At 45.8% G+C, this 21915-nt stretch carries 17 protein-coding genes and 4 pseudogenes; 20 read left to right on the forward strand and 1 reads right to left on the reverse strand.

Translation table 11 applies throughout. From position 1 onward, the window contains the following. Positions 1-127 precede the first annotated feature (127 nt). The gene (oxyR, locus tag UA76_RS14525) at positions 128-1018 is read left to right on the forward strand and encodes a DNA-binding transcriptional regulator OxyR (protein ID WP_047047514.1); all 891 of its coding nucleotides are present in this window, start codon (positions 128-130) and stop codon (positions 1016-1018) included. Between the two features lie 63 nt (positions 1019-1081). On the opposite strand, the pseudogene UA76_RS14530 reads toward oxyR, so the two are convergent. Continuing rightward, a pseudogene (locus tag UA76_RS14530) lies at positions 1082-3647 on the reverse strand (penicillin-binding protein 1A). Between the two features lie 138 nt (positions 3648-3785). On the opposite strand from UA76_RS14530, the gene pilM reads away from it, so the two are divergent. The 19 genes and pseudogenes from pilM (at position 3786) to UA76_RS14620 (ending at position 21798) form a co-directional block, all read left to right on the forward strand. Then, complete coding sequence (pilM, locus tag UA76_RS14535) at positions 3786-4781, forward strand: type IV pilus assembly protein PilM (protein ID WP_047047517.1); 996 nt, start codon at positions 3786-3788, stop codon at positions 4779-4781. After that, positions 4771-5350: pseudogene (locus tag UA76_RS14540) on the forward strand (PilN domain-containing protein). The gene pilM and the pseudogene UA76_RS14540 overlap by 11 nt, the downstream one beginning before the upstream one ends. Beyond that, complete coding sequence (locus tag UA76_RS14545) at positions 5343-5951, forward strand: type IV pilus inner membrane component PilO (RefSeq protein WP_047047520.1); 609 nt, start codon at positions 5343-5345, stop codon at positions 5949-5951. The pseudogene UA76_RS14540 and the gene UA76_RS14545 overlap by 8 nt, the downstream one beginning before the upstream one ends. Next, positions 5938-6456 (forward strand): pilus assembly protein PilP, encoded by a 519-nt coding sequence (locus tag UA76_RS14550; RefSeq protein WP_047047523.1) that lies wholly within the window; start codon positions 5938-5940, stop codon positions 6454-6456. The genes UA76_RS14545 and UA76_RS14550 overlap by 14 nt, the downstream gene beginning before the upstream one ends. Positions 6457-6533: 77 nt before the next feature. Then, positions 6534-8204, forward strand: a pseudogene (locus UA76_RS22550) (type IV pilus secretin PilQ). A 291-nt stretch (positions 8205-8495) separates the two neighbouring features. Beyond that, the gene (gene aroK, locus UA76_RS14565) at positions 8496-9014 is read left to right on the forward strand and encodes a shikimate kinase AroK (RefSeq protein ID WP_047047526.1); all 519 of its coding nucleotides are present in this window, start codon (positions 8496-8498) and stop codon (positions 9012-9014) included. Between the two features lie 26 nt (positions 9015-9040). After that, a complete protein-coding gene (gene aroB / locus UA76_RS14570) occupies positions 9041-10147 on the forward strand; it encodes a 3-dehydroquinate synthase (RefSeq protein WP_047047529.1) in 1107 nt (368 codons plus the stop codon). A 53-nt stretch (positions 10148-10200) separates the two neighbouring features. Then, on the forward strand, positions 10201-11733 hold the full coding sequence (locus tag UA76_RS14575) for an SPOR domain-containing protein (protein WP_047047531.1): 1533 nt from the start codon (positions 10201-10203) through the stop codon (positions 11731-11733). Between the two features lie 89 nt (positions 11734-11822). Continuing rightward, entirely contained in the window at positions 11823-12647 is an 825-nt protein-coding gene (locus tag UA76_RS14580) for a Dam family site-specific DNA-(adenine-N6)-methyltransferase (RefSeq protein WP_047047535.1), read from the forward strand. A 141-nt stretch (positions 12648-12788) separates the two neighbouring features. After that, on the forward strand, positions 12789-13460 hold the full coding sequence (gene rpe, locus UA76_RS14585) for a ribulose-phosphate 3-epimerase (protein ID WP_047047538.1): 672 nt from the start codon (positions 12789-12791) through the stop codon (positions 13458-13460). A 58-nt stretch (positions 13461-13518) separates the two neighbouring features. Further along, positions 13519-14213: pseudogene (locus UA76_RS14590) on the forward strand (phosphoglycolate phosphatase). 132 nt (positions 14214-14345) lie between these two features. Beyond that, positions 14346-15383: a tryptophan--tRNA ligase gene (trpS, locus tag UA76_RS14595; protein WP_047047560.1), complete on the forward strand. Its 1038-nt coding sequence runs from the start codon at positions 14346-14348 to the stop codon at positions 15381-15383. A 192-nt stretch (positions 15384-15575) separates the two neighbouring features. Then, entirely contained in the window at positions 15576-16154 is a 579-nt protein-coding gene (locus UA76_RS14600; RefSeq protein ID WP_047047542.1) for an aminodeoxychorismate/anthranilate synthase component II, read from the forward strand. 134 nt (positions 16155-16288) lie between these two features. After that, positions 16289-16840: an ABC transporter substrate-binding protein gene (locus UA76_RS24790; protein WP_238322313.1), complete on the forward strand. Its 552-nt coding sequence runs from the start codon at positions 16289-16291 to the stop codon at positions 16838-16840. Between the two features lie 67 nt (positions 16841-16907). After that, entirely contained in the window at positions 16908-17510 is a 603-nt protein-coding gene (locus UA76_RS24795) for a type 1 periplasmic-binding domain-containing protein (protein ID WP_238322314.1), read from the forward strand. Positions 17511-17515: 5 nt separating this feature from the next. Further along, positions 17516-17767 (forward strand): hypothetical protein, encoded by a 252-nt coding sequence (locus UA76_RS14610; protein ID WP_047047546.1) that lies wholly within the window; start codon positions 17516-17518, stop codon positions 17765-17767. A gap of 8 nt (positions 17768-17775) precedes the next feature. Beyond that, entirely contained in the window at positions 17776-19449 is a 1674-nt protein-coding gene (locus tag UA76_RS22555) for a PAS domain-containing sensor histidine kinase (RefSeq protein WP_157617647.1), read from the forward strand. Next, the gene (locus UA76_RS22560) at positions 19440-19937 is read left to right on the forward strand and encodes a response regulator (RefSeq protein ID WP_052772061.1); all 498 of its coding nucleotides are present in this window, start codon (positions 19440-19442) and stop codon (positions 19935-19937) included. Before UA76_RS22555 ends, UA76_RS22560 begins: the two co-directional genes overlap by 10 nt. Positions 19938-20577: 640 nt before the next feature. Continuing rightward, a complete protein-coding gene (locus UA76_RS14620; protein ID WP_047047549.1) occupies positions 20578-21798 on the forward strand; it encodes an aspartate aminotransferase family protein in 1221 nt (406 codons plus the stop codon). The last annotated feature ends 117 nt before the right edge of the window (positions 21799-21915 follow it).

Genomic DNA, 21915 nt, shown 5'->3' on the forward strand with positions numbered 1-21915 from the left:
GTAACTAATTTTGGGCTGCTCTGTGTTGATGAAGCTATTATTGGCGATTTCCTTTGATAGGGATAATCGTTTGGTGCTATCGTTTCGATAGGTAAGTTCTATTGACTCATAGAAATTAGGATAGGCAATGAATATTCGAGACTTTGAGTATTTGGTCGCATTGGCCGAACACAATCATTTTCGTAAAGCCGCAGAGGCGTGCTTTGTAAGTCAGCCAACACTGAGTGGCCAGATCCGAAAGCTTGAAGATGAGCTGGGTACGGCGTTACTTGAGCGCAACAGCCGTAAGGTGTTGTTCACCGAATCTGGGCTGCAGCTTGTCGATCAAGCGAAAAGCATTCTGTCGGAAGTCAAAATGTTTAAGGACATGGCAAGCGGGCAAAGTGGTGAGATGGTTGGGCCAATGCATATCGGCTTTATTCCTACTGTCGGCCCGTATGTAATGCCGAAGATAATTCCACAGCTCAAAGAAGCTTACCCCGATCTTGAGCTGTTTCTACATGAAGCTCAAACTCATGAGCTGGTGCGAAGCTTACAAGATGGCAAACTAGACTGCTTGATTCTGGCTTCTGTCGCTGAAACCGCGCCATTTAAAGAAATTGACTTGTATGACGAGCCAATGAGTTTAGCCGTGCCATGTTCCCACGAATGGGCTGGGATTGAATGCCTTGAGGCCGAGCAGCTTAATGGTAAGACAGTACTCATGTTAGGCGATGGCCACTGTTTGAGAGATCAAGCGTTGGGTTACTGTTTTGCAGCAGGTGCGAAAGAGGATGAAAGGTTCAAAGCGACGAGCTTAGAGACTCTACGCAACATGGTTGCAGCTGGGGCAGGTATTACCTTATTGCCACAACTTTCCGTGCCAAACGAATCGGTCAAAGATGGTGTGTGTTATGTCCGTAGCATCGATCCACAACCATCGCGTAAGATCGTTTTGGCGTATCGACCTGGATCACCGCTGCGGGCTCGTTTTGAACAGTTAGCAGAGACAGTGCGCGAGCATTTAACGGCAAATTAGCGTACATCGAATAAAGAAAAAGGAGAGCAACGGCTCTCCTTTTTGTGGTTTGTAAAGCTGAATTTAGAACAGCTCTTCGGAACCTGAATTGCTGTAGATGTCCTCTGTAATACGGTCAGCGACAAATTCCGTAGGCTCAGTGCCTTCCAAGAAGTATTCAAACATCGAGGTGTGGTCGAACTGATTAGTCAGCAAGCCAGTGTCTCTGTCGATACGAGTGCGGACGATATTTTCAGGCACTTGTTTGGTTTGGGCGGGAACGCCAGCCAGTGCCACTTCCATAAAATCGACCCAAGCTGCTGCGCTGTACGGGCGCCAGCTTCAGCACCTGAGCTTTGATTACTGCCTAGGTTTTCATTTGGTTTAGTTCGGCCTAGCTTACGGTTGTGATCATCAAATCCAACCCAAGCGGTTGCTACGAACACCTGGGCCATAGCCGTTATACCAAGCGTCTTTGGAATCGTTGGTGGTACCAGTCTTACCTCCGATGTCACGACGTTTCAGAGTCTGAGCACGCCAACCTGTACCGTTCCAGCCAGTATCATGTCGCCAGTTACCGCCACCCCAAACATTACTGTAAAGCATCTCACGTACAAGAAACGCCGTTTGCTCACTGATCACTTGTGGAGCGTAGGTGACAGTTTCCTCTTCGAGACTAAGATCTTGTTCATTAAACTCGTTGGCTAAAGTATCCGATTGAGAAGCCAATGCCGGTTGATCACAGTCATTGCGGCAGATTTCCATTGGTGTTGCTTCAAACTCTAAATCACCAAATGGGCCTTCTACTCGGCTGATATAGAAAGGTTCCACATAGTAGCCACCGTTAGCAAATACTGAGAAGCCTTGCGCCATTTTCACTGGCGTTAAACTACCAGCACCCAGAGCGATAGTTTCTGAACGTGGAAGCTCATCAATCTCAAAACCAAAGCGAGTCAGGTAATTACGTGTGTCATCCAAACCCACAGCACGTAGCACGCGTACGGCCATTACGTTTTTTGACGTTGCCAAACCAATGCGTAGGCGAGTTGGGCCAACGTACGTAGGAGGTGAGTTCTTCGGTCGCCATGCCGTGCCCTGGCTTCGGTCCCATTGGTTGATTGGCGCATCATTGATAAGCGATGCGAGTGTCATACCTTCATCAATGGCTGCTGAGTAGATGAATGGTTTGATACTTGAACCGACCTGACGAACAGATTGCGTAGCACGGTTGAACTTATTATGAACGAAGTTAAACCCCCAACGAGTGATAGAACTTGACCATTTTCAGGGTTCATTGCCACAAAGGCCGTGTTGGCTTCTGGAACCTGACTTAAACGCCATACAGTATTGGTCTCAGTGATGCTTTCTTCATTTTCAGTCACTTCTGCTACTTCGACTTCAGGAGTGTCGTCAATCGCACGTACCCAAACAAGTTGTCCAAGCTTCATGATGTCCGCTGCCTTCTTAGGCGCAGCACCTTGACGGTCATCATTGATAAATGGACGAGCCCATTTCATTTGATCCCAGACTATTTTGTTCTCGCCGCGACCTTTGATGTGAACCGTCGCAGATTGCCCTTCGATTCCAGTGACAACAGCAGGACGCAACTTGCCATAAATTGGATGAGGGCGTAGGAAGCGATTGATTTCATCGCTTTCAAGAGGCGTTTCCCCCGCTTCCCACGCAGACAAACGTGGTGTGCGGTAACCATGACGTTCGTCATAGTCATAAAGATTATTGATTGCGGCTTTGTTGGCTGCATCTTGCAGCTTTGAATCAACAGTCGTGTAGACGCGCATCCCTGACGTGTAGGCATCTTCGCCATAGCGCTCTAGCATCCAAGCGCGAGCAATTTCTGCCACATAAGGCGCGCTGAGCTCGATCTCTGCGCCATGATATTTGGATTTGATCTCTTCTGCACGAGCATCGTCAAATTCCTGCTGAGAGATGTACCCTTCTTCAAGCATACGTCTCAAAACAATGTTACGTCGGCCAGTTGCTCGGTTTAGCGAGTAGATTGGGTTCATGGTTGAAGGCGCTTTTGGCATGCCTGCTAATGTAGCCAACTCACTGAGCGTTAAATCTTCTAAGTTGTTGCCAAAGTAGGTTTGCGCTGCAGCACCAAAACCGTATGAGCGATAGCCCAAGAAGATCTTGTTGACGTAAAGCTCAAGGATCTCTTCTTTAGACAACATACGCTCAATTTCGATCGCTAAGAAGATCTCGCGAATCTTACGCATGATTTTCTTTTCGTTTGATAGGAAGAAGTTTCTTGCGAGCTGCTGGGTGATGGTACTTGCACCTTGTTTGGCGCTACCAGACATGGCGACAACAAGCGCAGCACGTGTAATACCGATTGGGTCGACACCATAATGCTGTAGAAGCGGCTATCTTCCGTTGCGATCAATGCGTCGATAAGGTCTTGAGGAATATCCTCATACTTGACCGGAATACGCTTCTTTTCGCCAAACTGGGCAATGAGTTTTCCATCGCTACTAAACACCTGCATTGGCGTTTCCAGTTCCACATGTCGCAACTCATCAACATTCGGTAAGTCTTTCTTTACATACAAATACATACCAAAAATCGCACTGACTCCAAGAATCATGCAAATTAATGAGAAAATGAACAATCGCTTTATGAACTTCACTGGATAATTCCTGATTAGTTAGGTCGCCCTTATGCAACTCTTTGTACTATAAGCTAAAAATATAGCTCAAATATTAACAGTGTTTGAATAACCATCAATGTTAAATATGTCGAGCGAGCAAAAAACGGAGTTAGCTCTATGGGTAATCCACTGATTACTGGCATTGATATTGGTCACCATAGCATCAAAGCGGTGGTTTTGAAGGCAGTTGGTGGCACTTTTGTTCTCGCTGGCTACAAAGAGCTGTTAGTTGAGACGGAGATATTCTCTGACAATCATACGTTCAATTATCAAGAAATTGTAAAGAAACTCAAAGAACTAAGAAAGGGACTGCCTTTATTTAGTCGGAAAGTTGCTATCTGCGTACCGGATGGTGCGGTGATTAGTAAGATTTTACAAATAGATGCGGCGCTAGAAAGCCGCGAACAAGAGTTCGCGATTCTTCAAGCCTTCTCTCAGCAATCTCCGTTTCCGATCGAAGAGCTCAATATTGACTACCAGAAAGTAGAGACTAAAGGTGCGAACACGGGTGCTACTTCTACTTACCAAGTCTACGCCACAAAAAAAGAGGTCGTAGAGAGCCGTTTGAACGCGGTGAAGAAGGCAGGGTTCACTCCGATAGTGATGGATGTCCAAGTACATAGCTTGGTTAATCTGTGGCAACTGGCAGCCAGTACTCAGTCTCGTCGAAACTGGTTGTTGGTGGATGTGGGGTACACTCAATCGGCAATGTGCATGGATTTTGCCAATGCTGCGCCTTTCTCTAAAGAGCTTCCCATTGGCACTCGCATGTGTGAATCAGAGGATGTTGAGCTGCTACCTCAAAAGACCGACCAATTCATTTCTCTATTTATCGACCGTCTGCAGCGTCAAATGCAGTTGTACTCTTCTGTTCATAGTGACTTCCCAATTAAGGGTATCTGGTTAACGGGTGGAGGTGCTCACACTCCGATATTGGTGGATGAAATCCAACGTCGCCTCCAGATTGATTGTGAAACGCTCAACCCATTTTCTTTATTAGAACACAAGCGGTTCCGAAAACAGCCTCGCCGCATGGAAAACGAGCACTATACAACGGCTGTTGGCCTAGCGTTGAGAGGTATTAACTGGATGGAGCGTGAACATGTTGCATGATGTCAACCTACTGCCGTGGCGAGAGGAGAAAAGAGCTCAATATCGCCAACGCTTTGTACAACTGGTCATTTTAGGTGTTTTGATCGCCGTTGGTATTCAATGGGGGCTGGTTGGTATCTACAGCAAGAGCAAAACCATCAAAGTTCTCGGTTGACCTACCTAAAACAGTACATAGCTCAGCTCGATAAGCGCATTAGTGCGCTGAAAATGACGGAGCGAGAGCATGAGGCTCTACTAACACGTCTAAAAGTCGTTGAAGATTTGCAACAAGACCGCAATAAGACAACTGAGTTGATGAACCTAATCCCCAATGGGTCCCAGAGGGCGTTTATGTCGATAAGATCAGCCTCAGTGGTGATCACGTCGAGTTAACTGGAATCAGTGATAGCACGGCGCGTTTGGCGACTATGTTAGACAATCTGGAGTCTTCACCAAACCTTGTTGAGGTCGAGATGCACTCGATTGTTCATGGTAAAGCCCGCTTTGGTGAGAAGTTTCAGATATTCAATGTTTCCTTCTACTTCAGTCATACACCTTGGGATGATTTAACGGAGGCGCAAGATGGCTGATTCTAATGATCTCAACTTTGGCGATCTCGATTTTGAAGACGTCGCGGAGTGGCCGCTGTTTGCGCAGCTGATTGTCGTTCTACTGGTTATCTTATTGATTCAGGCTGGAGGTGCTTGGTTCTACCTCACCCCAAAAGTTGAGAAGCTGGAACAGTTAAAGAACCAAGAGCAAACTCTTAAGTCAACTCTACAAATAAAAGCCAGTAAAGCGGCGACCTTACCTAAGCTGCAAGCTCAACTGGATGAGCTTCAGGAGCGTTACGACTATTTGCTTCGCCAATTACCAGCACAAAAAGAGCTGGCAAGCATGCTTGCCTCAGTGAATGACTTAGGGCTGACAAGCTCGCTGACTTTTACTCGAATCGACTGGGGAGAGAAGCAGAATCAAGAATTTCTCTATCGTTTACCCCTCAACATTGAGTTAACCGGGCGCTACGACAATATCGGTGAGTTTTCAGAGGCTATCGCCAAGTTGCCACGCATCATCAATTTTGAAGACGTGGATTGGCAGCGAGTGAGTCTTGAAAGTAGCACCTTACACTTTCGTGTGAGGGCTTACACTTACCAGTTTAAACCGGAGGTGCTCAATGAAGATAAGTAACGTTTTTTGCTTGTCGTTGTGTGTGCTCACCATGTTGGGGTGCAGAGCCAATCAAGAGTCTCTGTCTGATTTTGTTAAATCTGCCGAACAAAGAGCGAGACGTGAAATCGCAGATTTGCAGCCGGTTTCCGATTTTGAACCCATCACTTATGCCATGCACGAAGCCAGAGGGCCATTCTCTTTGCCACAAGCCGCTGTAGAGCAGGTGAAACCTGTTGCGAAGAAGAACTGTTGGCAACCCGCACCAAGACGAAAATCCGGCAAGCTAGAGCGTTTTTCTCTCAGCCAATTGAGGTTGAAAGGTGTGATGGGTAGCGGTGGTTCGGTTAGCGCCCTTGTTCAAACGCCGAAAGGCACCGTAGTGAATGTGAAACCGGGACAGTATATGGGTGTGAACAATGGTCGAGTGGTCAAAGTCACCAACCAGTACCTTTTGATTAATGAAACGTTGCCTGACGGATTGGGGTGTTGGAATAAACGTAACGTCAAATTGGCCCTGAAATAATTTAGATAAATTGGAAGATAAAAATGAGTAGTAACGGAGTTCTGACAAGCTTACTAAAATGGGTTGTGGCGCAAATGATGCTCGTTTGCCTGATCACTTCATCAGCTTTTGCTGAGGAAGATACGACGGCAGCGAATCGTCTCGAGTCGATCGACTTTCGCGTCAATAAGGAGAAAAGCGCAGTGATAGTGGTGGAGTTAGCGTCTCCATCGACGGTTGTTGACATTAAAAAAGCGCAAGAGGGCCTGAGTATTGAATTACTGGAAACGCAGGTTGGCGACGACAAACTGCAACTGTTGGATGTGGCAGACTTTGCCACTTTGGTCGACAGTATCGAGGTATTCAGGCAATCGAGTTCAGTCTTGTTGTTGGCCGAAGCAAATGCAGACTATGAATTTGATTACACCTTAAAAGGTCAGCGTTTAGAGGTAACGGTAAGCGCACCAAAAATTGAGCCTAAGGCACAGGAAAAGAGCCTACTAGATAAAGAAGGCAAACTCATATCGATTAATTTTCAAGATATCTCGGTGCGAAATGTGCTGCAGTTAATTGCAGATTATAATGGCTTCAACCTTGTGGTGTCTGATTCGGTCTCAGGCAATCTAACGTTGCGATTAGATGGAGTACCTTGGCAGCAAGTGCTGGATATAATTCTTAAGGTAAAAGGCCTCGATAAGCGCGTAGATGGCAATGTCATCCTTATTGCTCCTAAAGAAGAGCTGGATCTTAGAGAGCAGCAGCAACTTGAGAAAGCGCGATTAGAAGAGGAACTCGGTGATCTTCACTCCGATATTCTTAAAGTGAAGTTCGCTAAAGCCTCCGATATTGCGGAAATGATTGGCGGTGAGGGCGCGGTAAACATGTTATCTGATCGCGGTTCAATCACAGTAGACGAACGCACTAACTCATTGTTGATTCGCGAGTTGCCGGACAATATTGAGGTGATTCGAGAAATTATTGCTTCACTGGATATTCCGGTTAAACAAGTACAAATTGAAGCTCGAATCGTCACAGTTAATGAAGGCAATTTGGATGAACTAGGGGTTCGTTGGGGTTTAATAAAGTCAATGGTGACGTCAGCGTTGGTGGGTCAATAGAGAGTAATCAAATCGGCCTAATTGATGGCCTTGCACCAACCGACGGAATGCCTATACCTCTAGATAATTTATTGAATGTTAACTTAGGGCTACCAATGCCGCAGCTTCTTCCATCGCTTTTCAGGTTTTCAAAGTTGGCGACTTATTACTTGATTTGGAACTCTCGGCGCTACAGCGCGAATCGAAAGCTGAAATCATTTCCAGCCCAAGGTTGATTACGACCAACAAAAAGCCTGCTTACATTGAGCAGGGTACTGAAATCCCTTACTTGGAATCGTCTTCAAGCGGTGCAACTTCCGTTTCGTTTAAAAAGGCGGTATTAAGTTTAAAAGTAACACCGCAAATCACGCCTGATAATCGATTAGTGCTCGACTTGAGCGTGACCCAAGATAGGCCGGGCGAAGTGGTTAAAACAGGCGTAGGGGAAGCGGTTGCTATCAATACCCAACGCATCGGCACTCAAGTATTGGTCAATAATGGTGAAACTGTGGTTCTTGGGGCATTTATCAACACAGTTTGACTAACTCCGTAGATAAGGTACCAGTACTTGGTGATTTACCCTTGCTTGGGGCTCTGTTCCGTCGAACCTATGAGCAGGTTGGAAAAAGTGAGTTACTCATTTTTGTCACGCCTAAGGTCGTTATTCAATAAATGGATAATATTATTTAGCAAGTTATTGACTAAATTCGCGTAACCAAGCAGTAAGCTGCTGCAAAAATCAGCACAAATACTAAAAAGGCTCTAGTTTTCAGAGCCTTTTCTATGCTCAAAAATAAATAGCAAAAAATAAAGTTGCATTACAGGCACCTTATCTAGATAATTTCGGGTCTTATCACGAATTATCTGTGAGGAATCGGTGCCACAAGCATCTCTAAAGCCAGTCTGTAACTGGTCTCTCTTGTGGCGATGTCATTGAATTAACGTTGTAAATTACTGCTTAACATGGCTGAAAAACGCAATATTTTCCTTGTTGGCCCTATGGGTGCCGGCAAAAGCACAATTGGTAGACACCTTGCTCAATCACTTCACATGGAGTTTGTTGACTCAGACACTGTGATCGAAGAGCGTACTGGCGCAGATATCGCTTGGGTATTTGACGTAGAAGGTGAAGAAGGCTTCCGCAAACGCGAAGAGTCAGTTATTAACGACCTAACCGAAGAGCAAGGTATCGTACTTGCAACGGGTGGTGGCTCTATTCTAAGTAAAGAGAACCGCAATCGCCTGTCTGCGCGTGGTGTGGTTGTTTACCTAGAAACGACAATTGAAAAGCAGCTTGCTCGCACTAATCGCGACAAGAAGCGTCCACTGCTACAAACAGACAACCCACGTGATGTGTTGGAGTCTTTAGCAGGTGAACGCAATGGTCTGTATGAAGAAGTTGCGGATTACACCGTACGTACAGACGATCAAAGTGCAAAAGTGGTAGCCAACCAGATCGTAAAAATGCTAGAAGAACGTTAATCGTTTCTTTAATCGGAGAGCAAACCATGGAACGGATTACGGTCAGTCTCGGTGAGCGTAGCTACCCAATCTCTATCGGTGCCGGATTATTCAATGATCCGGCCCACCTTTTTACTTTATCTCAAAGACAAAAGCTATCTGGCAAACAAAAAGTTGTCGTAATCAGTAACGTTACGGTCGCGCCACTTTATGCCGATAAAATTTTAAGTCTGATTGAACAATTAGGTTGTCAGGCCTCTCTTCTTACTCTGCCAGATGGCGAACAGTACAAGTCACTAGAAACTTTTAACCAAGTGATGAACTTCCTATTGGAAGGGAATTACAGCCGCGATGTGGTTGTGGTTGCGTTAGGTGGTGGTGTTATCGGTGATCTCGTTGGTTTCTCTGCTGCGTGTTATCAGCGCGGTGTAGACTTTATTCAAATTCCAACCACTTTGCTTTCACAAGTCGATTCTTCAGTGGGCGGTAAAACCGCAGTGAACCATCCGCTTGGCAAGAACATGATCGGTGCTTTCTACCAGCCGAAAGCGGTGGTGATTGATACTGATTGTTTATCTACTTTGCCTGAAAGAGAGTTTGCTGCAGGTGTGGCAGAGGTGATCAAGTACGGCATCATCTACGATCAAGATTTCTTCGTTTGGCTAGAAGAGAACATGGATAAACTCTATGCTCTTGATCAGCAAGCATTAACTTACGCGATTGCACGTTGTTGTGAAATTAAAGCAGAAGTGGTTGCTCAAGACGAAAAAGAGTCTGGAATTCGTGCATTGCTGAATCTAGGTCATACTTTTGGCCATGCTATTGAAGCTGAACTCGGTTATGGTAAATGGCTACACGGTGAAGCAGTTTCTTCGGGTACGGTAATGGCAGCCAAAACGGCTCAGCTGCAAGGTTTGATTTCTGAGCAGCAGGTTGAACGAATCATTTCTATACTCAAGAAGGCGAAATTGCCAATTCACACCCCTGAGAGTATGTCTTTCGACGACTTTATGAAGCACATGATGCGCGACAAAAAAGTACTTTCTGGTGAGCTTCGCTTAGTTCTGCCAACCAGTATCGGTAGTGCAGAAGTAGTCAAAGGTGTGCCAGAGTCGGTGATCGAACAAGCTATCGATTTTTGTCGCACACTGTAGTTTAGGTATAGTTTCGATAAAGGTAGACAGAAATCTGTCTCTAGGACGGCTGAATGAGTTTGTCGCATGAGTTGGAGTTGGAGTCCCAGTTAGAGCTTTTGGAGCGCTTACAACTTCTCACCAATTTTGGTTCTAATCTGATCACTGTAGGTGGAGCTCAAGGCTCAGGTAAGTCTTGGCTCGCCCAGCATTATTTGGAATCTTGGGCTGAAGATAAAAACCAATCTCTACTCATGTGTCATCCTAACCAGGATGACAACCAGCGCCGTTCTACCATTCTCAATCAAATCGTTTCTGACCCTTATTACAATCCCCAAGACAGCTTAGTTGACAGCCTCGCGACAATTCTTGATGGCGAGTCTTGCGATGTTGTGATCGTTATTGACGATGCCCACCTACTTAACGAGTCATTGATCTCCGAGCTTTGGATGCTCGTGCTTGAGTCTCAAGCAAACCCCAAATGGACAGTCAATGTTGTGCTGTTCGCACAATCGAATAGCTTGGAGTCTTTATTAACTCGTTTGAGTTATGGTCAAGAACATAAACCGATCGATTTAGAAATAGAGCCATTAAATCAAGAAGAAGCGGACAGATTCTTTGAACATTTGGTGATGCGCTATGTCGAAGATGATATGGAACGTCGAGCACGCAGTGCGTATCGAAAAGTAAAACTTTTACCGGGTGAAATTATGGCGATTGGCGAACAGAAAGTGGAAAAACGGATCATTATCCGCTCAATAGTGGGCTCTCCAATAAATATTGCTTTGATTGTTGTGGTGCTACTTCTGTTGTTGGGAGGTGGATACTGGTGGATGATGTCACAGCCTTCGCCAGATGAGCGAGCCGAGCAGATTGCAAGTAACCTTGAACAAACCGTTATTCCAACACTGCCTGAATTGAACTCAGGTGAACAGAGCCAAATGGCTGACCAAAACATGGAAAATGTCGATGGCACGCCAGATGATATGCAAAATCCAAGTTTTGATGGTGCTGTTGATGATTCCCTATCTTTACCGCCAGATTTAGTGGGTGATGCCGCGAGTGTAGGCAGCGCAGAAGATGAAAACCAACGTGTGGTGATCACCTCTGATGTTGTTGATGCGATCATGGAAGGCAAAGCGGATGAAGCCGATACTCAAGTGATTGATGATGTTGTTGAACAAGCAACAGTAACAACGGAAGTGAGCGATCCTTCCCAAGTGAATTCGACAACGTCAAACGAGCCAGAAAGTGCGTTAGCGGTTGAGCCTATCGTAGAAGAGGCCCCTGAAACCATCATCCGATTCTCGTTTGCCCGTGAAGAGCTCAAAGCTTACTCGCCGCGCAGTTACACTTTGCAGCTAGCGGCGATGAACACTTTAGAAGAAGTGCAGCGATTTATCGATGAGCATGACCTTGATGGTCAAGTCTATGTTTATCCTACCGTGCGTGGCGACTTGGATTGGTACATCGTGACGTTCAGCAATTACCCAACCATTCAAGTGGCAAGAGATGCAGTTGCAACGCTGTCTCAAGAGCTGCAGCAATTGGACCCTTGGGCGAAGTCTTTGAGTCAAGTTCACCGAGAAATCGACCGAACGAATTAACGAGCTAAAGATAAATTGGTCGTTTGGGTAAAGCTTGAAAATATGATACATTCCGCAGCCTTATTTGTGGTTGATAGACAGAGCAGTAGATGAAAAAGCAGCGCGCCTTTCTTAAATGGGCTGGCGGAAAATATGGCCTAGTCGAAGATATTCAGCGTCACCTGCCTGCTGCTCGTAAGTTGGTGGAACCCTTCGTGGGAGCCGGGTCTATTTTCTTAAATACCGACTACGACCAATACCTTCTTGCTGATATCAACCCTGATCTCATCAACCTCTACAATCTTCTCAAAGAGAGCCCTGAAAACTACATTGCAGAGTCAAAGCGTTGGTTTACGCCTGAGTACAATCGCAAAGAGGTTTACCTTGATGTGCGCGCTCAGTTCAATAAAACCGACGATGTGATGTATCGCTCTCAAGCCTTCTTGTACATGAACCGCTTTGGCTTTAATGGCCTGTGTCGTTATAACAAGAAAGGCGGCTTCAATGTGCCGTTTGGCTCATACAAAAAACCTTACTTCCCAGAAGCTGAGTTGGAGTTCTTTGCCGAAAAAGCCAAGAAAGCGACGTTTATTTGTGAAGGCTACACAGAGACGTTCAAGCGCGCTCGCAAAGGCTGTGTGGTGTATTGTGACCCTCCGTATGCGCCGCTTTCTACCACTGCCAATTTCACCTCTTATGCGGGGAATGGTTTCTCGCTCGATGACCAAGCAGCGCTTGCCGATGTGGCTGAGAAAACAGCGCAAGAGCGCGGTATTCCTGTACTCATCTCCAATCACGACACCACACTGACTCGCCGTTTGTACCATGGCGCTGACCTTAACGTGGTCAAAGTGAAGCGAACCATCAGCCGAAATGGCGCTGGCCGCAACAAAGTCGATGAGCTGTTGGCGCTTTTCAACGCCAAAGAATCCTAATAACTGTTCATTAATCACTACTCACTTATGGCGAAAGGCTAGGACTTTTCTCGACCATTAGGTAGAATTGCGGGCGAAATCTGCTCACTTCGAGTCAAATTCTCGAGCAGAAACCCCAATTCAAATACTTAGAGGTCAGGCATGAAAGATTTCCTAATCGCACCATCCATTTTATCTGCAGATTTTGCGCGTCTTGGTGAAGACGTAGAGAAAGTACTCGCAGCGGGCGCGGATGTGGTTCACTTCGATGTAATGGACAACCATTACGTTCCAAACCTGACTTTTGGTGCGCCTGTGTGTAAAGCACTGCGTGATTACGGCATTACGGCGCCTATCGATGTTCACCTTATGGTGAAGCCAGTTGATCGCATCATCCCTGACTTTGCTAAAGCGGGTGCATCGATGATTACCTTCCACGTTGAAGCGTCTGAGCACGTGGATCGTACCCTGCAACTGATCAAAGAGCACGGCTGTCAGGCGGGTGTGGTACTAAACCCAGCGACGCCGCTTTCTTGCCTTGAATTTATCATGGATAAAGTGGACTTGATTCTACTGATGTCGGTAAACCCTGGTTTTGGTGGCCAGTCCTTCATCCCTCACACTTTAGATAAGCTGCGTGCAGTTCGTAAGCTTATCGATGAGTCTGGCCGTGATATTCGCCTAGAGATTGACGGCGGCGTGAAGGTGGAAAATATTCGCGAAATCGCAGAAGCGGGCGCGGATATGTTCGTTGCAGGTTCGGCAATCTTCAACCAACCTGATTACAAACAGGTGATTGACGAAATGCGTGCAGAGCTAGCGAAAACCAAGTAGTTTTACTTTATTGATTTAAATGACGAGCCTCATTGTAGGCTCGTCATCTTTTTTGGGAATGGATGTAACCATGATTAAACTGATTGCCTTTGATTTGGATGGAACCTTGCTTGATAGCGTGCCAGATTTGGCATTGGCGGCAGACAGAACCGTTCAAGCGCTTGGCTTTCCACCGGTATCGGAAGAGCAAGTCCGTGACTATGTGGGCAATGGTGCCGATGTGCTAATTGGTCGCTCACTGAGTCAAAGCCTAACTATCGATAGCAACCTAAGCGAAGAGCTACGTGCTAAAGCGCGAGTGATGTTCGATGAGAACTACGAGCTAACGGGCCATAAGCTAAGTCACCTGTATGACAATGTATACTCGACCTTAAAAGAGTTACATGCGGCGGGCTTTACCTTGCATTGGTTACCAATAAGCCTTCTAAGTTTGTACCCGATGTTCTAGCAAAACATGGTATTGATGGCTTTTTCTCAGACGTGATTGGTGGTGACACCTTTGCTGAAAAGAAACCTAACCCAATGGCTCTAAACTGGCTGCTGGAAAAGCATCAGTGTGACCCCCGTGAAATGATGATGGTGGGTGACTCAAAGAACGATATCTTGGCGGCGAAGAATGCAGGTTGCCAGTCGTTTGGCCTCACCTATGGTTACAACCATGGTGAGCCGATTTCAGCGTCTAACCCTGATCATGTCGCCGATAATGTCTCAGCACTGCTTGATATTGTGCAGGTCGGCGCAGAAACCGAGTAAAAGTTCACTTTCGCTACTAGCAATATACTTGCTAATGAGTACACTGAGTAAACCGTGTTATTTCGCCAGTTGGCGCAAATGCACGGTTTTTTCATTTATCTATTTCATAAAGAAGTCAAAGGAATTATTCCCATGAGCAAACCCATTGTATTGAGTGGTGTTCAACCATCTGGTGAACTAAGTATCGGTAACTACCTGGGTGCTCTACGTCAATGGCAACAGATGCAAGACGACTACGATTGCCAATACTGTGTTGTAGACCTTCATGCGATTACGGTTCGTCAAGATCCTAAAGCCCTGCACGAAGCGACTCTAGACGCATTAGCAATCTGTTTGGCGGTTGGCGTTGATCCAAAGAAGAGCACGCTATTTGTTCAGTCACATGTACCAGAGCATGCTCAACTTGGTTGGCTTCTTAACTGTTACACCCAGATGGGTGAGTTGAGCCGCATGACTCAGTTTAAAGATAAGTCTGCGCGTTACTCAAAAGATTCATCGAGCCAGTTTGGTGATGTAAACGTTGGTTTGTTTGACTACCCAGTGCTTATGGCGGCTGATATTTTGCTTTATGGTGCGCATCAAGTGCCAGTAGGCAGCGATCAGAAGCAGCACCTTGAGCTAGCGCGTGATATCGCGAACCGTTTCAATAACATTTACTCGCCAGAGCAGCCGATCTTCCAAGTACCAGAGCCTTACATTCCAACCGTGAATGCGCGTGTAATGAGCCTGCAAGATGCAACGAAGAAGATGTCTAAGTCTGATGACAACCGTAAGAACGTTATTACGCTACTTGAAGAGCCTAAGTCGATCATCAAGAAGATCAACAAAGCTCAAACCGATGCTGAAACGCCACCACGTATTGCGCACGACTGGGAAAACAAAGCGGGTATTTCTAACCTAATGGGTCTTTACTCTGCCGCGACAGGCAAGAGCTTTGAAGAGATTGAAGCGCAATACCAAGACGTTGAAATGTATGGTCCGTTTAAGAAAGATGTCGGTCAAGCAATCGTGGCCATGCTAGAACCAATTCAAGCGGAATATCATCGCATCCGCGCAGATCGCGCGTATATGGATGAAGTGATGAAGCAGGGCGCAGAGAAAGCATCAGCGCGCGCAGCAGAAACACTGAAGAAAGCGTACGCAGCGGTCGGTTTTGTGGCTCGCCCATAAATTGATTTAAGCCTTTTCTTAAAAGGTTAGCTTTAGAAAGGTCAGCGAAAGCTGGCCTTTTTATTTATGGCCTTTAACTACTCGTTTGAGCTTTTGTCGCTGCTGGTGGTTGTTGTTGAGTAATTTATCCTTGCCTTTCTCTCGCGCTGCTGCACAATACCGCTGTCTTTTGAATTTAGCCCTTATGCAAGCATGTTACTCATCATCGATAACTACGATTCTTTCACCTATAACCTCTATCAGTATTTCTGTGAGCTAGGGGCCGAGGTGCAAGTTGCGCGCAATGATGAGATTACATTGGCCGAAATTGAGGCGCTCAATCCCACTCATTTAGTCATTTCACCCGGGCCATGTACGCCAAATGAAGCGGGCATATCCTTGGATGCAATTCGTCATTTTGCGGGTAAGTTGCCAATTCTGGGTGTGTGTTTGGGCCATCAAGCAATAGCCCAAGTTTTTGGTGGAGAAGTGGTACGCGCGCGACAAGTGATGCATGGCAAAACTTCACCAATCACGCACAATGGCAAGAGCATCTTCCTCGGCCTGAATAACCCTCTTACCGTGACTCGCTACCACTCTTTAGTAGTTAAAAATGGCACCTTGCCTGATCAGTTCGAGCTGACCGCGTGGACTGAGCTGGACAACGGTGAAATGGATGAAATCATGGGTTACCAACACCGAACCTTGCCCATTGACGCTGTTCAGTTCCATCCAGAGTCAATCAAAACTGAGCAAGGCCATGAGCTATTGGCCAACTTTTTGAAACGCTGATCATTACTCGCTATTGATTGATCGTTACTCTTTATATTCTCACTCTCGATACCAATCGATAACAGCTCTCTATTTTGACTTCGAGTTAAATCCTCCTACGCTTTTAATATAACTCTAAAGTGTAAGGGCTCCCTGTGTCTGGTTGGCTAGCTAAGATTCTTGGTTCCGTTGGTTTAATCTGTTTCTACTCGCTCTCTTATGCGAGTACTTTTCACGTCTATCTAGATGCGGACCGTACTGTTCATTTTGAGTCTGCTGACTCGATAGAAAAAGGCGTTAAGGTTGCTTTTGAAGAGGTCGGCAATCGCCTTCAAGGTCGCGATGTCGAGTTTATTGTTCTCGACCATCGAGGCAATTCTGCACGCGCCAAGCGTCACATGATGCAGTTTTTAGAAGACCCTAATGCTCTGGTTTATATCGCCGGCCTACACTCACCACCTTTGATTAAATATCGTGAATACATCAACGAAAACCAGTTATTAACGCTCGTACCTTGGGCGGCTGGTGGGCCAATCACCCGTTATCCATCCACAGAGAATTACGTCTTTCGTTTATCAATTGACGATACGCAAGCGGGTGAGTTTTTGATCTCGCAAGCGGTATCAGAGGGGTGCAAACGACCTCACTTGTTGCTCGAACGCACACCTTGGGGCGAATCTAATAAAGCAATATGCTTGCGGCATTGACCTCTCGAAATTTAACTCCTAGTGGCATTAGCGTTTTGACTGGGGGCTGAGTGAAGAGGGAGCCCGTTTGTTGGTTAACCAGCTAGAACTGTCTTCTTTGGACTGTTTCTTATTAGTTTCCAATGCGGTCGAGGGAGAGCAGTTGATTAATGCGGTCGCACAGCTTTCCGGCGAAAACAAGAAGTCGGTATACAGCCACTGGGGTGTCACCGGTGGTGGTTTTCATAATCGTGTTGATTTTGCGACGAGAGCGCGTGTAGACCTTAAAATACTGCAAACGTGTTTCTCGTTTGTATCAGGTTCCGAAACCGAGTTAAGCCGACAAGTATTTGCCACCGCCAGTACGCTCTTTTCTGAAGACATAAAGTTGCCAAGTGATATCAAAGCGCCGACAGGGTTTGTGCATGGCTATGACGTGTCGCGTTTGTTTTTGGCTGCGGCAGAGTCAGTTAGGTTGACCGATAGCTCCATCGACAACCGAAGGAACCTGAAGTTAGCACTTGAGAGTCTCGAGCCATCAGTAGAAGGATTGATCAAGACATACTCATCACCGTTTAGTGAATTTACCTCAGACAACATGCGAGCTCATGAAGCACTCGAGATTGATGACTATTGCATTGGTCAGTATGACCAAAGCAATGTGATGCGAATTGTGCAGCAAGGAGAGTAGCCGCAGTGACAAGCATTCGAAACTGGTCTTCCGTTCAACTGTTTTCCTTATTCCTGCTTCTGACAGGTGGAATTCTTGCGGCGGTATTAGGCAGTATGGTCTGGGTGCAAAGTGAGCGGTCGGTGATGGAAGTCAGCGATAACTCTGCTAGAGAAGAGCTGATCACTGCAGAAAAGTTGGTGTTTGAGTATTTCAACAGTCGTACCAGAAGTTTCGAACAGTTAGCGGAGCTCCTTTGTTCGTTGGGGCTGCTTTAGGTAACGAAGTGTCTAGGCAAACCGCGATAGATCAACTTACCGAACTGAATATGCTTGAGTTCGTTAATCAACTTCAAGTGTTAGATGTCTTCATGGATCCGGTCATTCATGTTGATAGACGAGGGGTGGTTCCTGCGAATACGAGATATATCGAGTCAGCCTTTGAGTCGCCTAAAGCACCTATGTACGAGGTAGTTGAGTACGAGAACATCAAACAGGTGAATGTCTATCTTCCAATTGTGTATGCAGGTTCTGTCGAAGGTGTGCTAGTCGCTGCATTTGAAATTGATGAGAACGATCTTTTCTCGCTTTATCGTCGTAATGATCTGAGTACTTTTCAGTTCTTCCCGTATCAGTCAGCTGAGGATCAAGCTCAAACATTAACAGATACAAAAATCATCTATACCGCTCAGTTTCCTCAATACGGGTTAGGCCTTCGATATATTGTCGATAGAAGCCTAATTGACGATGCGCGCAATAAACTCTTAGTCTCTATGCTGATCGCATTGCTCATAGGTTTGTTGGTGAGCTTAGTGGCTGTTTTTATCATTGGTCAGTATGTGATTGTCCGTCCTCACCAAATGCTGTTGGAGTCGCGTAAGCAGCTTGAAGAGAAAACCCAAGAATCTCGATTGCTCGCAACCGTTGCTAAGTATGCTCATGACATCGTAGTGATCACCAATGTAGAAGGAAAGATCACTTGGGTTAATCAGCCTTTTACTGAAATGACCGAATATGAGTTCGATGAAGTGTTGGGTAAAACCCCGGGCAGTTTTCTGCAGGGCCCAAAAACAGACAAGGAAACAATTGCCCGTATACGAGAGAACGTGAAGCAAGGACGAACGGCTCGAGAGCAACTTTACAACTATTCAAAATCAGGGCGAGAGTACTGGATCGATATCAATATCTCGCCAGTGAAAAATAAGCAGGGTGAAGTGGCGGGTTTTATCGCTATTGAGCGTGATATCTCAGAAGAACGCAAGATGGAAGAGTCACTGAGAGTGGCCTTGCAACAAGCAGAATACGCCAGTGAGGCTAAAACGGCTTTTCTTGCCACAATGAGTCATGAAATACGTACTCCAATGAACGGCGTATTAGGGATAGCTCAAGTGCTTCATCATAAGCTAGAAAATGATGACAAAGAGATGGTGAAGATGATCATCGACTCAGGGCAGCACTTGCTCACCATTATCAATGAAATTCTCGATTACTCTAAGTATGAATCTGGCAAGCTTGAGCTTGAACGGGTCATCTTGAGTCTTGATGAAATCAAGCTTGTAATTCTACAAACCTACTCGTCGGTGGCTGATGAAAAAGGAATTGTGTTAGAGGTTGATACGTCAGAAGTTGAAGGGCTGCATTTCTATGGTGACCCAGCCAAATTAAAGCAGGTGATGCTCAACCTTGTCAGTAATGCGCTTAAGTTTACGCATGAAGGTTGGGTAAAGGTGACTATCTGCCCGCACGTCGAATCTGAGGTTGTTGTTGGCGTTGAAATTCATGTTATGGATTCTGGAGTCGGAATTAAACCAGAGCGAATTGACTACATCTTTAACGCTTTTGAGCAGGAGGATATCTCCACAACGCGTAACTTTGGTGGTAGTGGATTGGGGCTTGCGATTGTACGGCAAATCATGGAAGCAATGGGGGAGAAATCACAGTTGAGTCCACAGTGGATATAGGGACAACATTTAAGCTTATCATCCCACTTGAAAGTGAGGCTGTAGAAGCCGAACCGGAAGTGCTACATGAGCCATTGCCGAACTTATCAAAGAATGAGCACGACTCACCGATGCACTTTCAAGTTCTCATCGTTGATGATAACCGACTCAATGCAATTGTGGCTCAGTCGATGTGTAAACAGCTAGGCTATCAGTCAACCTATGTCAATGATGGTTTTAAAGCGATAAAAGATCTTCAGAATCATAGTTACGATTTGATCTTAATGGACAAGCACATGCCGGGAATGGATGGCATTGAAACATGTCAGAAGATCCGCCAAGAGCTGAAGATTAGTACCCCGATTCTTGGCTATACCGCAGATATGAGCAAAGACACGCGTCAGGAGTATTTGTCGGTAGGCGCACAAGATGTGGTATACAAACCTATTGATAAAGATGAGTTTGCGATGAAGGTGAATCACATTCGAACTTCGGAAGAAGCGTCTTAGATAAACCGATACTGATCACTATTTTTAACATTTGTTTCATTAGTTTTAGTTATTAGTCCCACTGCAAAACTATTCCCACAACAATTCACTTTCTTTTACTAAAGCCTTGTCACCAAATGGTTAACCTAGGCTTATCCAAGCTATAAGCATAAATTGCTTCATAAATGGTGAGACTTAGTGCATAAATAGTCATCCAGTGCGATTAATAGCACTTGGGTTTTAATGTGAAAAGAATATTTCACTATTGAATTGGTTAATTAAATGTAAATACAATGCTGCATCAACTGAAATGCAAAACAATATATGCCAGTCATTTTTCTGGTTTCTCTGCTTGCATGCAGCGTTGTATATAGGGTCTGTTTATCTTTCGAGATGATTTTTGCAGCCCTTTGTGGAAAATTTATACAAGGCAGAGGCTTTGAAGTGTAGTCAGCTACATAAAAAGCCGATAACGCAGTAGAAATGAACCACAAAGGCTGCCCGAAGGGGTCGTCTAGAATCGTTTTATGCTTTGTTAAGAAGTACTTGCTTAGAATTACTAAGCTACATACTTCTTGCCGCGCCTAAAACGATTCTATCTCGAACAAAAATTAACCGCGAAAGATTATCAGACCCTAGGATGTAGGAAAGGGAGTGAGCTATGGCGATGGATAATAAAGTAGAACGTGAACTGTTTAATGAGGTGATGGTACCTTGTTATAACCCAATGGAAATGATCCCAGTAAGAGGGGAAGGTTCGCGCGTTTGGGATCAAGATAATAACGAATACATCGACTTTGCTGGTGGTATTGCGGTTAGCTGTTTGGGGCATTGTCACCCAGCAATGGTTAACGCGCTTAACGAGCAAGGCAATAAAATTTGGCACCTTAGTAACGTGATGACCAATGAGCCAGCACTGCGTTTGGCGAAAAAGCTAACGGAAGTAAGCTTTGGTGAGAAAGTGTTTTTCGCCAACTCGGGCGCAGAAGCGAACGAAGCTGCACTGAAATTGGCACGCCGCTGGGCTGCCGATGTACATGGCCCTGAAAAGTCAGAAATTATCGCGTTCAAACAAGGCTTCCATGGTCGTACTTTCTTTACGGTGACAGTGGGCGGCCAAGCGGCTTACTCCGACGGTTTTGGTCCAAAACCGGGCGATGTCACTCACCTACCGTACAATGATATCGAAGCGCTAAAAGCGCACATCTCAGATCGCACTTGCGCCATCATGATGGAGCCTCTGCAAGGCGAAGGCGGCATTGTTTCTCCAACGGATGAGTTTGCACAAACGGTACGTGAACTGTGTGACAAACACAACGCTCTATTGATTTTTGATGAAGTACAAACGGGTAACGGCCGTACTGGTGATTTCTACGCTTATCAAGGTCTTGGTGTGACGCCAGACATTCTAAGTACAGCAAAATCACTCGGTGGCGGTTTCCCAATTGGTGCGATTCTAACGACGACTGAATTAGCTCAACACCTGAAAGTGGGTACTCACGGCTCTACATACGGTGGTAACCCACTCGCATGTGCGGTTGCTGAAGCGGTCATTGATGTGGTGAGCAGTCAAGAAACCTTGGAAGGCGTTAAACACCGTGAAACGCTATTTCGTCAGGCATTGACTAAACTTAATGATAAGTACCAAATCTTCAGTGAGATCCGTGGTAAAGGGCTACTGCTCGGTGCTGCGCTTAACGATGAGTGGCAAGGTCGTGCTCGCGACGTACTCGTTGCGGCAGGTGAGCAAGGATTAATGATCCTTGTCGCGGGTGCAAGCGTGGTTCGCTTTACGCCTTCACTCGTAATAACTGAAGAAGAAATTGAGCAAGGGTTTGCTCGTTTAGATAAAGCGCTAGAGGGCCTTGTCTCTAAGGATTAGGGTCTGTTGAGCTTTCGAGCTGATTTTTGCAGCGCTTTGTGGGAAATTTCTACAAGGCAAAGGCTTTGATGTGTAGTTATTCTACATGAGAAGCCGATAACGCAGTAGAAATGAATC

It is taken from the genome of Vibrio mexicanus, from assembly GCF_001012815.1.
GTDB classification, from domain to species: domain Bacteria; phylum Pseudomonadota; class Gammaproteobacteria; order Enterobacterales; family Vibrionaceae; genus Vibrio; species Vibrio mexicanus.